Source organism: Rhizobium sp. UGM030330-04, assembly GCF_003208455.1.
In the GTDB taxonomy this organism is placed as follows: Bacteria; Pseudomonadota; Alphaproteobacteria; order Rhizobiales; family Rhizobiaceae; genus Agrobacterium; species Agrobacterium rhizogenes_A.
In genome coordinates this window covers 13,049-26,472 of record NZ_QKML01000012.1, presented here as the reverse complement: position 1 = coordinate 26,472, position 13,424 = coordinate 13,049, and the positions used below count along the sequence as shown (strand labels likewise).

Genomic DNA, 13,424 nt, shown 5'->3' with positions numbered 1-13,424 from the left:
CGGCTGCACATCAGGATTGCATTTGCTGAAAGGATAATTCTAACCTCGATGGCATCAGGCGGAGGATTCGATCTCCGCAACGGGGCCGGAAGAGGGGACTTGTAACATGCCGGAGACAGCCAGCCTGTTTGCTTTTGCCTTGATCGCGCTCGGCATGGTGCTCACGCCCGGGCCGAACATGGTCTATCTGATTTCAAGATCCATTTGCCAGGGGCCGACCGCAGGCCTGATTTCCCTGGGTGGCGTCGCCCTCGGTTTTGTTTTTTACATGATGTGCGCGGCCTTCGGGATCACCGCGATCGTCATGGCCGTTCCCTATGCCTATGACGCACTGCGGCTCGCCGGCGCTCTTTATCTGCTCTATTTGGCATGGCAGGCCGTGCGGCCGGGCGGAAGATCGCCGTTTCAGGTGCGCAACCTGCCCAAGGACGGTCCGCGCAAGCTGTTCATGATGGGTTTTCTGACCAACCTGCTCAATCCCAAGATCGCCGTCATGTATCTGTCCCTGCTGCCGCAGTTCATCAGCCCTGACCATGGCAGCGTCCTGAGCCAATCCCTTATCCTTGGCTGTACCCAGATCGCCATCAGCGTCAGTGTCAATTCGGTGATCGCCATCGCTGCCGGATCCATCGCGATTTTCCTTGCCAGCCGCCCGACCTGGCTGGTGGTGCAGCGATGGCTGATGGGCACGGTGCTGGCCGGGCTCGCCATACGCATGGCAACGGAAGCACGCCGCTAGGATCGCCCGGCTCTCAGCCGCGCAATCCGCATCCGGAAACAATATCATCGACGACGCGGGCGAGGGGTGCCGTGGCGTCGATGGTAACCGCGCCGCTGCAGCTATATGGCAACTGAAGTCTCGCCGGTGCGGGAAACGCTTTCGATCAGGTAATTACGAAGCCCTATTTTCTTTCCGATACACCGGAACTTTGGAAAAGACACGACTTGCCGGTTTATGGCGCAGGATCGTAACCATTCTTCAAATGGAGGGGCGAGGGCCTGCAGCTTCAGGCCCTCGCGATGGCTTCAGAGAGCGTCAGCCGCCATGACAGGCAGCCATAAGCGCTCGGGATCAAATCCGACGCAGACATCGATAATGATCCGGCTGCCGTTCCTGACGCGCCGCCGGAGGATGTCGGGACGGTCGGATTCCGTTTGCAACTGGCCGTTGTCGTGAAGCAATTGCAGCCGGGAACGGGAAAGTCCCAGTTCCGATGCCAGCAGGCGGTCAAGGCGTATGCCGGTCATCAACGGGACGACCAGCTCTATCTCGGCTTTTTCCCATTCGTGCCACGTCCTGTCGGGAGGGTCGCCCATGATCGATTTTTCAATCTCAAACGCGGCAAACTCATCGATGCGTTGCGATTTTCGCCTGAGGGCATCGATATTGAACATTTCCGCCCGTATCCATTGCGGGTCGTTGGACTGCAGGGCGTCCAGAACCGCGGGGCTTATATCGCGCACCGTCTGCCGTTCGAATATCGGCCGGTTCCAGGTCTTCTCGCAGGCAAGGCATTTATAGATGAGCCAGGCATCAAGCCTGCGGCCATTGGCATTCAGCCGAATCTTGCCGCTGGATTGAAAGGCTCTCAGACCGCCGCATCCGCTGCAGGCAATCCAGGGCTGGGGGGCTATTTGAGGAATGATGGTCCAACGGACCCGAAATGTGTCGCACATATCGTCTTGGTCTTCCATTTGGAAGTCCACCAAGATGGTGCAGGAGAAATCCCTGACGGGAACGGTGTGGCGATGTTCTGGGTGACTGAAGAGCTGGAGCAGCGGCGCTGCACAGGGCACATTTTGACGATGCCAAACCGGTCTCTTGCCACCACCCGATGAACATGATCATACGCCGACAGCATGATGCCGTCAGGCGATACGGGTGAAACTGGATTGAGACCGGTATTTACTTAGGCAAAGTCTACCTCGATATGCCAACGCTCTTCGAGGACATCAGTAACAAATGATCGCGTCGAGAGGGAGCCTTTCGATATAGCTCCAGACAGAAACAGAAGCTGTTGCGGCTTTTATGCAACTTGGTCCTGTCGGCCCGAAGTTCCAATTCTGACCAGAGTTCGGACAAGGCAGGAAGTAACATCGATGGCCGTAAAACTGTTTGCCATATATAAAGCAGATAGCCGCAGGGAGACCTGGGGCGGTTCAGTTGAGGTGTCAACCATGCATTGGAACGTAAAATGAACGGAAATCTTCCCAGAATTATTGTTCTGGTGGTGTTCGCGGCTGTCGCGTTGTCTCTGGCGGGATGCGGCTCATGGCCATTCAACGGAAAACCAATGCCGGTATTGTAATCTGGATTTGAGAAGAGCCGTCCTTGCCGGCGTCGTGGTAGTTCTTTCTGGTAATTTTGTTATGAAATACAATAAGTTACATGTGAATTTCAAACTTATGTGAGAGGTTTAGCACTGCACGCTGGCTTGCTGTCGAACGGGTATTCGATCCGAAAGGCAAGAGCATCGGATCGCACGATGGTGTGCACAATCACCACCCGGTAAAACCCACAGGTAATGTTCTGGCGAGTTAAAGATGCGACGTCTCCGGCAAGATGGAAACGCGACACTCTCTCGACGACAGGCACAAGGGTCCGGCTGCCGAACTGCCCGGACGGTCGGGGTTGCAAGGGCAGGGTGGGAATGTCGGCCTTGGCTTCCTCACCCAAAGACGGCCGCACTGCCCTTCGACGTTACGCTAATTGGAGCCCTTGCGTGGGAGGTAGTTCAAGACCGTTGGGCAATGATATCCAGATTACCGTTTGCGCCTCCGGAGAATGGCGCGACAGATGGCCTTTGCCATGTGTGTCGGCGACTAACACAAAGCTGCCGGCCGAAACATGTCGTATTTCGCCGTCGCTCGTCTCGTATTCGACCGAGCCGTTGAGTCTAACAGTTAGAACTGGCTCTGGCACCTTATGCCACGACACTTCTCGCATCCCAGCCGGGATGTAAGCGATGCGCACGCCAGAGGCTGCATAGCTGGCACTCACATCAAAGGGAACCGCTTCCGGATGCACTGACCGCTTGGTGGTCGGCAAATCAATCTCATCGAAATGAGATTCACCGTCCGGCGAGGCGTAGATGCGCAGGCACTTCATTGAGGGCGTCCTTTCGGGAGATATGAACAGGCGGCGAAAGTATCACGGTCTTGATGACGTAGCCGCTACAGGCAAAGATCGCATAAGATAGATTATGGAACTTTTTGATGCTTGTGACGGCTATTTGCGGGCTGCCAGCATCCATATCTCCCCGAAAAGTGCGATGATGAAGCAACCGCGTCAAGGGCGCTGGCATGTCAGAATGAAGCGCCTGTAGACAAAGGTACGCAGCCTGTTGCGCAGGTTGGCATTTTTCCGCTGTGCTTTCGCTATCGGGTCATGGGAATGGAGTTCTATCTTCGCGAAGCCTGCAGCGGTCAGCAGCGGCATCAGCATCTGAGGTCGCAGCCCCTGGCCGAATGGAAGCGCCTTCATGATGGCCGCATGGCGGTTGCCCAGGGCGCCGTCATAATTCCTGTCTTCACCCACCACATGATCGATGAGCGAAATAAGCAGGCTCGCAAGACGTCCGGTCGGTTTCGGCGTTGCCCAGTCGCCGTCGAAAAACAGAAGCCGGCCGCCGGGACGGAGAAGCTTGAACCATTCGCGGAACGTCTGTTCGGGCTGCGTCAAAGTCCAGACCAGATGCCGGCAGATGATCGCGTCATAGGATGCATCGGGTTCCATGGTGTTTTCGGCATCCGCCATGATGAAGCGCAGCCGCGGTTTGCCGGCGTGTTTGGCGCGCGCCACAGCCAGCATCGCCTCTGAAAAGTCGAGTGCCGTAACATCGTGGCCGAGATCGTGGATCAGGCGCGTCACCTCGCCGGTGCCACAGGCCAGTTCGAGAACACGTTTCGGTTCCGGGCCGATCAGCTGCCGGATCGGTTTCTGCCACGCATCAGCCTCCGGACCGGCGGCGATCCTGTGTCCGAAGGCGAGATCGAAGGTCTCCGATCTTTTCGACCAGTAGTCGCGGATTTCTTCCTTGAGATCGAAATTACCGCCATCCATCGTGTCGTTCCTTGTGTGTTCCATGTTCAAGCTTAGCGAAATGATCAGTCGGAAGCGTCGAATACGGTATTGAGCGTCGCAACCGTGATGGCGATTGCGATGCCGGGCCAGATCATCAGGCTTGGATGATCGAAGATGAGAACGCGATATTCAAACAACATCGAGCCCCAGTCCGGTTTGGAAGGGTCCGCGCCAAGTCCGATAAAGGCCAGCGAGGCATAGGCGGTGACGGCAAAACCCGCCTGATTTCCGGTATGAGCCACCATCAGCGGCAGGATATTCGGCAGAAGATGGCGCAGGACCATCCGCAAGGGCGGAACGCCCAGCGCCTGTGCGGCATGGACAAAGGGTTGCCCAAGCACGCGCCGGCTGAGGGAATGGGCAAGCAGAGCCGTCGGGCCGATGCCGGCAAGACCAAGCGCCAGTCCGGCCGTTATCGGCGTCAGGCCAAAAATAGCCGCCGCCGTCAGGGCGATGATGAGCGTCGGAACGGTGATGAAGAATTCGCAACAGCGCAACACCACCCTCTCCTGCCAGCCGCCCAGCACCGCGGCGCCGGCGCCGAGCAAGGTGCCACCGGTAAAGGCGATGGTGCCGACCGACAGAACCACAAGCGCGGTGCGCCATCCGCCCGCCATGAGGCGCGAAAGAAGATCGCGGCCGAGATGATCGGTACCCAGCAGGTGCTGCGCCGTCATACCGGAATGGCGGGCCAGGATATCCACGGCGTCAGGATCATAGGGCTGCCAAAGGGCGCTGAGGAGCAGGAAAAGGGCCAGGATGGCGAGCGCGAAATACCGGAGCATCAGACGAGCCGTGGATCCAGAAGGCGCTGAAACAGCTGCACGACCAGGTTCATGAAGAGCAGCCACAGCGCGATGACCATCACATAGGCCTGCAGCACCATCTGGTCTCGTACCGCGATGCTTTGCACAAGGAACTGGCTGATGCCGGGAAGATTGAAGAGGATTTCCATGGTGGCCGTTGAGCCGATAACCCACCCCGCCTCCGAGCGCACCGCCGAAAGCAGGGCATAAAACGCACCGCGATGCGCGTGGCGCCAGAGCGCCTGCCGGTGCGAAAGTCCCTTGGCGAGAGCGGTGCGAAAATACGGCTGTCGCGTGGTTTCGATCATGTCACGGCGGTAGATACGTGCAAAGACGGCAGCCGAATGGGAGGCGATGAGAAGGACGGGCAATATGATTGCTGTGATGTCGGTTCCGAAGGGTCGAATCCAGCGCAGCTGGACGCCGAGAACCCAGAGCAGGACAAGCCCCAGCCAGAAACCGGGAACAGCCTGCACGAAGACCGAAAATGCGCGGCTGGCACGATCGGCAATACCGCCCGGCCGCGCCGCAGCGCTGAAACCGAGCGGTACGGCGACGGCAATGGCGAGGAGAAGACCGGAAATACCGAGCATGAGCGAGAGAGGCAGACGCTCGATAAACTCCGCAAAGACGGATTCGCCGGTTCGGAAGGATCGGCCCCAGTCACCGGCGACGAAATCCGAAAGCCAGTGCAGATAGCGCAGGATGAGCGGGCGATCGAGGCCCCACCCTTCCCGCAGCGCCGCAACGGTTTCACTCGTGGCCGTCAGGTTCCACACCCGAATGGCAATCTGCACCGGATCGGCGGGCATCCATGCGATGAGCGTGAAGGATGCGAATGAAAGCGCAACCATTCCCAACACGGAATATATGCCGAACCGGAGCAATTGCATCTGACCTTACCGCGCTTCGCCTATATCGCCGCGCAGGACATAATAGTCGGAACCCCACGGCTCGTAGTTCTGCAGCCGCTTCGAAAGGCCGACATACCAGACCGGTGAAACCAGGAAGGATGCGGGAACGTCGGTAAACAGCTTTGCCTGCGCATCAAGCGCGATCGTGGCGCGTTCGCCGGCCTCGCCAGCCGTCGCGAAACGATCGAGAATGGCATCGAATTCGGGCGAGGCGTATTTCGCATAATTGAGCGAGGCGCCGCTGCGCAGCATCGAATTGAGGAAGAACGCCGGGTCTCCGTTCGGTGCGGTATGCTGCGCCCAGAGCGCGATGTCGAATTCACCGGCGGCAGCCACGTCCTGGATATTTTCAACGACCTTCGTGTCGAGTTCGATGCCTATTCTGGCAAGCTGCGCCTTGACCACCGGCAGCATGGTGACGAGGTCCCGGCGCTGCGGATAGGTAATGGCGAGAAGGCGAAGCGGCGTGCCGTCCTTCTCACGCTTCCCTGCCCCGTTTTTCGTCCAGCCGGCTTCGTCGAGAAGCGCTTCGGCCTTCGCAAGATCAGTCTGTCGCTGCTCCTTCCCGGCAAAGGGGAAATAGGCGGCATAAGCGCCGGTCGCGGGTTCACCGCCATTGATCGCAGCGGCGAGTTCCCTGCGATCGAAGCCGAGATCGAGCGCCTGGCGTACCTTGATATCGGCGGTAACCGGCCTCGTTGTGTTCAGGAAAGCGAGATATTGATAACCGACAGGGAAAGACTTGATCGTCAGATCCGGATTGGTTTTCAGACGGCTTACGACTTCTGACGGCAGACCGAAAGCAAGGTCCAGTTCACCCGCTTCCAGCGCCAGCGTCATGCTTTGCGCATCGCCGAACCTGCGAAAGTCAACCGGAGAACGGGCATCCGCATCGGCAAAATGGATGTTCGGCGTGAGCGTCAGTGATGTATCCGCCTTGAAATCCGCAATCTGATACGGCCCGGTGAACAGCGCCTTCCCGTCGGTTGCAGGCTTGTAGGCGATCAGCGGCCATTCCGCGAAAAGCGCCTGAAGAAAAGCCACCGGCTTTTCCGTGGTAATCATCAGCGTCAGGTCATCGGCCGCCTTGAAATCCAGCTTTCCACCCGTTGCCAGCGCCGCCTTGTTGGTCGCAAATGTGTGGTCGAAACCGGCGGCAAGTGCAGCCGCCGTTACAGGCGAACCATCGGAAAAGGCGTGGCCCGGTTTCAGCGTCACTGTCCAGCTGAGATCGCCGGTGCGTTCCACTTTTTCGGCAAGACCGGGCACAAGCCGCCCTTCCCGGTCGACGGTGAAGAGGTTTTCACCCACGCCGTGGCTGACGAGCGCCCAGCCGTTCGATCCCTTTGCCGGGTCGAGGCCGCTCGTGATGTAGGTGGCGCCAACGCGCAATGGCTCGGTGGCGAGAGCGCTGGCGCCCACACCCGTGATCAGGGCCGCAAGCCCGGCCGCGGCCAGACGTGAAAAGCTCTTTGCCGACATTCTATTTCCTCTCATGCTATTCGGACAGATTACGAAGCCGCTGTTTGCGGCCGGTCGGGTGGTAGGCGAAATCGTCAACGACGCGGCCACCCAGCAGGTGTTCGGCAACGATACGGTCGACTGCCTCTTCCGTGACGCCGCCATAATAGGTGCCCTCGGGAAAGACCTGCAGGACGGGCGCAAGGTTGCAGGGGCCAAGACAGGTGGACTTGGCGGTCATGGTGCCCTCACCCGTAATCCGAAGCTTCTGTCGCTCCTGCTGGTTGCGCAGATGGCCCCAGATCGCATCCGCACCCGCCGAATTGCACGGACCACCCTGGCAGACGAGCACGCGGCGCTTCTGTGCCGGGACCAGCGATCCCTCGCCAGCCGGGCGAACAGGCCCAGAGAGGTCAAGCGCCTGCGCCGTTTCGGCAAGATCTTCAAGCAGACGCGCCATCAGGCCGCTCGCTGTGGGGCTTGCTGTTATGGAAAGGGACGGCCACGGCCTGACGTCGCCTGCCCGCCATCGTTTCAGTGTCTTCGTCATCCAGTTGTGAAAACTGGGCTCCAGCGGCAGAATCAGTGGAATGATCAGGATATGGCCGACATCCTCATCGATCAGATTAAGCAGCGCTTCGCGGAGTGACGGTGTTCCCTGTTCCGTGAAGGCGATGCGAACGGTCCTTGCGCCGCAAAGCCCTTCAGCCTGCATTGCCAGACGCTGCATGTCCTGATGAGGCGCGGCGGCAAAGGCGGACTTCGCGACCAGCAGCACGGCGTCGGGCGCGGACGGCTCGTATTGGGTTGGTTGGATACTGTCTGTCACATTGCCTCATTCACGAGGCGGCGTCGAAAATGACAGGGTCTCCGGCTAAAGACCGGAAACAGCCATCATTCCCATGGCACCCCCCGACCACGGAATTACATGATGTCAGGCAGGTCTCCTGGCTTGCGGGTCGAGGCCGTCTCACCTGTCTTCCCGGCATCGCTGCCAGTGACATCGTGGGCGATAGGCTCACCGCTTACAGTTGCGGGACAGCTCCGGAATTTAACCGGATTCCCTCTTAGCTTCCGCCGGGCGGCGGAAGAACCATGACGGAGCGACCCTACACTGCCGCCGGTCACTGTCAACCGCCTGCACGGGTAGTCTGATTTCTGCGCAACAAAGCTTTGCGGTAATGTTACGTTATAAAATAACGTTAAACACGTGGCACGTGACGTCGTCAAGGCTCTCTCTTGTGAAACAGGCTGTTGAGACTGATGTGACCGGATGTCGGATGGCCTCAGCCCCGACCTTTCGCCATCGTCAGATAATCGACCACGGCTCGGGCATGCACGGGAAGCCCGGCGAAACTTCGCGCGCAGATAAGAAGATGACGGCGTGCCCAGACGTCGGAGATCGCGACGGTCTTGAAGGACAAATCGGCCTGATATCGACGGGCATAAACCTCCGGCACGATGGCGAGCCCGACGCCGCTGCTGACCATGGCGCAGATATCCTCGAAACTATCCAGACGGATACGCAGTTTGAACGGCCGGCCTTCACGCGCCGCATGGATTGCCAGATGCCCCTGAAGCGCGCTTTCCGCAGGCAGACCGACAAAAGGTTCGTCGAGAAGCTCCGCGAAAGTCACCATATTCCGGGCCGCGAGTGCATGGCTGGCAGGTGTGATCACAACCAGCCTGTCGATCTCGAAAGGCCGTGTTTCCAGCGTTCCCGTGTCGGTCGTGTCCGCCGCAATGCCGATATCCGCTTGCCCGGCGGCGACGGCCGCAACCACATCGGGGCTCTGGCGTTCCTCGAGGTCTATGTCGATTGTCGGGTGATCCACGAGATATTGCCGGAGAGCGCCGGGAAGATGCGCCATTGCCGCCCGCCCCGAGAATATCCGGACCTGCCCCCGCAGGCCCCGCGCATAAAGCTGGAGATCGCCCCTCATCTGTTCCATCTGCCCGAGAACGATACGGGCATGGTGGGCCAGAGCCTCCCCCGCCGGCGTCACCCTGACGCCACGGGCACCCCGGTCGAGAAGCGATACGCCGCTCATCTCCTCCATGCCGCGGATACGCGCGCTGGCGGAGGGCAAGGCCATCCCCGTGCGGTCTGCTCCCTGCGTAATACTTTCCGCCTCGACCACGTGAAGGAACAGACGGAGATCGGTCAAGTCGAAGCGCATTCGCCCCCTCCAGTCGGGACCCTTCGGATTATCCTAAGGGCTCCCTTGTATCTTCCGCATTGTGCGGAGTCACGGATGGCGATCATTGTCGCCATAGTTTTATTGACCCGGAACGACGATCCATGGACGCCTCCGAAGCCCTTCTCCGCGCCATCGCCTTCAGACTGGCGCTGCTTGTCCTTGCTGTTTTTGCCGCAAGGACGCTCCCCGATAACAGACCGGCAATCGATGCAACGGTGACCGCTGCGGCCACTTACGGATCGCCGCTTCCAGACGAGGACAGCACGGCCTTGGGCGACATGGTTTTGTACGATTAGACAAGCGGCGCCGGGCTGCGCGTAAACTTATGTTTCGGCCGTTGCCGACAGAAAGCGACCGACTATCGATTGCACCATGTCAGCCTCTTCGATCCGGAGAACGTATTGATGACTTGTAATTTCATATAAATATCAATTAATAAAGGTGCTTTTCTAATCTTGTTTATAACTCACCGGAAGCCTCCCGGCGCCTCAATTCGAGCTCTTCGCTGTAGCGCCTGAGCGTATGGCTTTCGGTGAGCAGGCCGACCGGGCGGTTCTCGATCTTGTCATTGACGACGACCAGCGCTTCGCTTTCCGTGGCGTCGAAGGCGGCGGCCGCCTGACGGGCATTCATGGTCGGCAGCAGCACGTCGTTCTTGTATTGCAGGTAGGTTTCGAGGCTGATCTTGCTCGGGTCGCGATCCATCGGATCGGCGTAGATTTCCGGCACGAGGACGATGCCGGCATAACGTCCGTCATCATGGGTCATGATCACCCGTTGCGTCGAACCGAGCGGGAATTTCTCCTTGAAGGCCGCAAGCCCCATGCTGACATTGGCCTTGCGGATATCGGCGCGCATCATCCTGCCGACGGTGAGATCGCGGATCCAGCCAATATCATGGGCGCTGCGAATGCTCTCGCCCCGGAGATGAAAACGCCAGGTCGCGAAAGAATAACCGAAGGTGGTGCGCACCACGAGCGAGGTGGTGATGACGGCTGCCAGTACCAGCGCGGTGATCTGGAAGTCGCCGGTCAGCTCCAGCGCCAGAAATGTCATCGTCAGTGGACCGCCGATAATGGCAGCGGCAAAGGCGCTCATGCCGATCACGGCATAAACGATCGGCGATGTCGACCCATAGCCGATATAGGGTGCGCAGAGCGCGAAAATCTTGCCAAGCAGCGAGCCCATGAACAGCGAGGCGAAAAACAGGCCACCACGGAAATTCGAACCGATGGAGATGGCGCTGGCCGCCGCCTTCAGCAGAAACAGTCCGGCCAGCCCGTATATCGTCAGCTCCGCATCGATATTGAGATGCAGCGCCCCATGGCCGCTTGACAGCACCTGCGGCGAAATCAGCGCGAGACCGCCCACCGCCACGCCGCCAATGGCAGGGCGCAGCCAGCCGGGAATGGCGCTCTTGCGCGCCGTCTCCTCGATGAAGGACACCGTCTGCATGAGCACGATACCGATCGCCGCGCACACGATGCCAAGAAAGATCGCCGGCACATAATCCGCCGGTGTCACGCGGCTGGCATCGATAATATCGATCGATATGCCGTGACCGCCAATAACACCGATGACAGTGGTGGCGACCAGCGCCGAGACGATGAGCGGCGCAAGCGTGACGACGGTGTAGGTGCCGATGATGAGTTCGATGGCGTAGAACGCTCCGGTCAGAGGCGCATTGAAGGCGGCCGCAATCGCTCCCGCCGCGCCGCAGCCGACAAGGATGCGCATGTCCCCTCGCCGCAGCTTCAGCTTGATGCCGATCTTCGAGGCGACGCCGCTGGCAATCTGCGTATAACCGGCCTCGAGCCCGACGGAGGCGCCAAAACCGTTGGAGACGATGTTCTGCACACAGACGATGATACTGTCCGTCAAGGACAGGCGGCCGCCGTGAAGTGCATTGGCCTCGATGGGGTCGACCATGGGCTTCTTGCGGGTCTTTGAAAGAATGAAGATGACCAGGCCGAGCACGATGCCGCCGATGATCGGCCCGGCCAGCACGGTCCATCCGGACAGGTCACTGCTGCTCAGCCGCTCGACACCGAAGACCAGCACATGCAGCGCCGTGCTCAAGGCGCCGATCAGCGCCACCAGAAGCCCCGCCGCAATGCCGATGAAGACGGCGAGGACCACCAGCCCCAGTTCGCCGCGCCGGAACATGGCCCGCAGCCTGCTGGCGCGCAGATTGTCGAAGAAGCTCGCCATACTGGGTGCACGGAAAGGCTTGGTCGACATGCTGTTCCTTTTCGGGCGGCGTCAAGGCGCGACGCCCTTCCTCTTCATTGTTTCAGAGTACATCCTTGTCCCAGGACCGGAAACCGCTTTGGGGGGACGTGCTCAGGGTGCTTCGATCTCGACCTCGAAACGCATCTGGTCATAAGCCGGTTCAACATTATCAGGCGTTTCACGCATCACCGTCTCATAATCGAGCGGAATGTGCATATGGGTCAAGATCGCCCTTTTGGGGGCAAATCTCTCGATCCAGCCGAGCGCCTGTTCCAGCGACAGATGGCTGGGGTGGTAACGGTGCTGCAGCGCGTCGATGACGAGGATATCAAGGCCGGCAAGTTTGGGCAGGCTTTCAGCCGGAAAGTCGCTGACATCGGTGCAATAGGCGACATCGCCGATGCGAAAACCGAGCGAATGCACGTCGCCATGCTGCTGCATATGGACCTTGAATTCTATCGGCCCGCCTGCCCCGTTTATCACCACCGGCGTATCCATGTCCGCGATGATCCTTGGCTCGACGATGGGCGGATAGCTGCTGCCCGGCGGTGTTTCAAGGCAATAGGCAAAACCGTCCTTTATGCGCGCCATGGTAATGCGATCGGCATAGATCGGAATACGGCCCTGCTGAATGGCGAAATAGATGCGCAGATCATCGATGCCATGCAGGTGATCGGCATGTGCATGCGTGTAAAGCACGGCATCGACCGCCTCGACCTTCGCCGCGATCATCTGCTCGCGAAAATCCGGACCGGTGTCGATGACGACAGTCGTCTTGCCGCCATCCGGGCCGATCTGCTCCACCATGAAGGCCGTGCGCGTGCGCCGATTCCTGGGGTTTTCAGGATCGCAGGCGCCCCAGTCGCCGTTGATGCGCGGAACGCCGGGAGACGACGCGCATCCGAGAACCGTGAAGCGGCGACGGTAAGTTGCCACGCCTACACCCTTGTCATCTTGGAGAAGCAGCGGAAGGCGTTTTCGGTGGTGATTTCCGCCATGCGTTCATAGGAAACGCCATGAACCTCGGCCAGAACCTCGGCCGTATTGACCACATAGGACGGCTCGTTGCGTTTTCCCCGCCAGCGCTTCGGCGCAAGATAGGGCGCATCGGTTTCCACCAGCAGCCGGTCAGGCGCAACGGTGGCGGCGATATCGCGGATATCCTGCGATTTCGGGAAGGTGAGAATGCCGGAGAAGGAAACATAACCGCCAAGCTCGACACCGGTTTTCGCCAGCTCAGGACCAGCGGAGAAGCAGTGCAGAATGAAGGGGAATGCTCCCTTGTCGCTTTCCGTGCGCAAAATAGCAGCCATGTCGTCATCGGCGCTGCGGCTGTGAATGACGAGCGGCAGCTTCGTCCGTCTAGCCGCCTCGATATGGCGAATGAGGCCGGTTTTCTGGTCTTCCGGCTTCTGCGTGTCGTAGAAATAATCCAGTCCCGCCTCGCCGATCGCCACGATCTTGTCGTGGCTCTCGGCCAGCCGCACCAGATCGTCAGCCGAGATATCCAGTTCCTCGGCTGCGCTGTTGGGATGCGTGCCGACCGAGCAGAAGACCGACGGATATTTTTCCGCGATCTTCAGAAGCTCGGGCAGACGACGCACCCGGGTCGAGATCGTCACCATCTGGCTGACGCCCGAAGCATGGGCGCGGGCGACGATATCGTCGCGCTCAGCCTCGAAATCGGGAAAGTCCAGATGGCAATGCGTATCGATCAGCATGGTTG

General features: G+C 59.4%; 13 protein-coding genes and 1 riboswitch. Of the genes, 2 read left to right on the top strand and 11 right to left on the bottom strand.

From position 1 onward, the window contains the following. Positions 1-106 precede the first annotated feature (106 nt). A complete protein-coding gene (locus N434_RS18140; RefSeq protein ID WP_110759742.1) occupies positions 107-739 on the top strand; it encodes a LysE family translocator in 633 nt (210 codons plus the stop codon). A gap of 287 nt (positions 740-1,026) precedes the next feature. Here the strand turns inward: N434_RS18140 and N434_RS18130 are convergent, their stop codons facing one another. The 8 genes from N434_RS18130 to N434_RS18095 form a co-directional block, all read right to left on the bottom strand. Beyond that, positions 1,027-1,677, bottom strand: a complete 651-nt coding sequence (locus tag N434_RS18130; RefSeq protein ID WP_110759880.1) for a DUF1062 domain-containing protein — start codon at positions 1,675-1,677, stop codon at positions 1,027-1,029. Positions 1,678-2,701: 1,024 nt separating this feature from the next. Continuing rightward, positions 2,702-3,109, bottom strand: coding sequence for a cupin domain-containing protein (locus tag N434_RS18125; protein ID WP_110759740.1), 408 nt, complete (start codon positions 3,107-3,109; stop codon positions 2,702-2,704). Positions 3,110-3,289: 180 nt separating this feature from the next. Next, positions 3,290-4,063 (bottom strand): class I SAM-dependent methyltransferase, encoded by a 774-nt coding sequence (locus N434_RS18120; protein WP_110759879.1) that lies wholly within the window; start codon positions 4,061-4,063, stop codon positions 3,290-3,292. 44 nt (positions 4,064-4,107) lie between these two features. Next, positions 4,108-4,869, bottom strand: coding sequence for an ABC transporter permease (locus N434_RS18115; protein ID WP_110759738.1), 762 nt, complete (start codon positions 4,867-4,869; stop codon positions 4,108-4,110). Beyond that, positions 4,869-5,783, bottom strand: coding sequence for an ABC transporter permease (locus N434_RS18110; RefSeq protein ID WP_286172328.1), 915 nt, complete (start codon positions 5,781-5,783; stop codon positions 4,869-4,871). Before N434_RS18110 ends, N434_RS18115 begins: the two co-directional genes overlap by 1 nt. 6 nt (positions 5,784-5,789) lie before the next feature. Next, on the bottom strand, positions 5,790-7,286 hold the full coding sequence (locus N434_RS18105; protein WP_110759734.1) for an ABC transporter substrate-binding protein: 1,497 nt from the start codon (positions 7,284-7,286) through the stop codon (positions 5,790-5,792). A 16-nt stretch (positions 7,287-7,302) separates the two neighbouring features. Then, complete coding sequence (locus tag N434_RS18100) at positions 7,303-8,094, bottom strand: (2Fe-2S) ferredoxin domain-containing protein (protein WP_286172326.1); 792 nt, start codon at positions 8,092-8,094, stop codon at positions 7,303-7,305. Positions 8,095-8,185: 91 nt separating this feature from the next. Further along, positions 8,186-8,379, bottom strand: a riboswitch (cobalamin riboswitch). A 172-nt stretch (positions 8,380-8,551) separates the two neighbouring features. Beyond that, positions 8,552-9,445: a LysR family transcriptional regulator gene (locus N434_RS18095; protein WP_110759731.1), complete on the bottom strand. Its 894-nt coding sequence runs from the start codon at positions 9,443-9,445 to the stop codon at positions 8,552-8,554. 122 nt (positions 9,446-9,567) lie between these two features. Between N434_RS18095 and N434_RS18090 the strand changes: the two genes are divergently transcribed. Then, positions 9,568-9,762 (top strand): hypothetical protein, encoded by a 195-nt coding sequence (locus N434_RS18090; protein ID WP_065115589.1) that lies wholly within the window; start codon positions 9,568-9,570, stop codon positions 9,760-9,762. A 163-nt stretch (positions 9,763-9,925) separates the two neighbouring features. Here the strand turns inward: N434_RS18090 and N434_RS18085 are convergent, their stop codons facing one another. The 3 genes from N434_RS18085 to N434_RS18075 all read right to left on the bottom strand — a co-directional run bounded on the left by N434_RS18085 (position 9,926) and on the right by N434_RS18075 (position 13,419). Beyond that, the gene (locus N434_RS18085; protein WP_110759729.1) at positions 9,926-11,707 is read right to left on the bottom strand and encodes a chloride channel protein; all 1,782 of its coding nucleotides are present in this window, start codon (positions 11,705-11,707) and stop codon (positions 9,926-9,928) included. A 102-nt stretch (positions 11,708-11,809) separates the two neighbouring features. After that, positions 11,810-12,634: an MBL fold metallo-hydrolase gene (locus N434_RS18080; RefSeq protein WP_110759727.1), complete on the bottom strand. Its 825-nt coding sequence runs from the start codon at positions 12,632-12,634 to the stop codon at positions 11,810-11,812. Positions 12,635-12,636: 2 nt separating this feature from the next. Further along, positions 12,637-13,419: a TatD family hydrolase gene (locus N434_RS18075; protein ID WP_110759878.1), complete on the bottom strand. Its 783-nt coding sequence runs from the start codon at positions 13,417-13,419 to the stop codon at positions 12,637-12,639. Positions 13,420-13,424: the final 5 nt, after the last annotated feature.

What these genes read in the sequence shown, in the direction of transcription:
- N434_RS18085 (WP_110759729.1), bottom strand. Translation starts at nt 11,707, where the DNA reads ATGTCGACCAAGCCTTTCCGTGCACCCAGTATGGCGAGCTTCTTCGAC.
- N434_RS18095 (WP_110759731.1), bottom strand. Translation starts at nt 9,445, where the DNA reads ATGCGCTTCGACTTGACCGATCTCCGTCTGTTCCTTCACGTGGTCGAG.
- N434_RS18105 (WP_110759734.1), bottom strand. Translation starts at nt 7,286, where the DNA reads ATGTCGGCAAAGAGCTTTTCACGTCTGGCCGCGGCCGGGCTTGCGGCC.
- N434_RS18115 (WP_110759738.1), bottom strand. Translation starts at nt 4,869, where the DNA reads ATGCTCCGGTATTTCGCGCTCGCCATCCTGGCCCTTTTCCTGCTCCTC.
- N434_RS18110 (WP_286172328.1), bottom strand. Translation starts at nt 5,783, where the DNA reads ATGCAATTGCTCCGGTTCGGCATATATTCCGTGTTGGGAATGGTTGCG.
- N434_RS18120 (WP_110759879.1), bottom strand. Translation starts at nt 4,063, where the DNA reads ATGGATGGCGGTAATTTCGATCTCAAGGAAGAAATCCGCGACTACTGG.
- N434_RS18130 (WP_110759880.1), bottom strand. Translation starts at nt 1,677, where the DNA reads ATGTGCGACACATTTCGGGTCCGTTGGACCATCATTCCTCAAATAGCC.
- N434_RS18090 (WP_065115589.1), top strand. Translation starts at nt 9,568, where the DNA reads ATGGACGCCTCCGAAGCCCTTCTCCGCGCCATCGCCTTCAGACTGGCG.
- N434_RS18075 (WP_110759878.1), bottom strand. Translation starts at nt 13,419, where the DNA reads ATGCTGATCGATACGCATTGCCATCTGGACTTTCCCGATTTCGAGGCT.
- N434_RS18125 (WP_110759740.1), bottom strand. Translation starts at nt 3,109, where the DNA reads ATGAAGTGCCTGCGCATCTACGCCTCGCCGGACGGTGAATCTCATTTC.
- N434_RS18140 (WP_110759742.1), top strand. Translation starts at nt 107, where the DNA reads ATGCCGGAGACAGCCAGCCTGTTTGCTTTTGCCTTGATCGCGCTCGGC.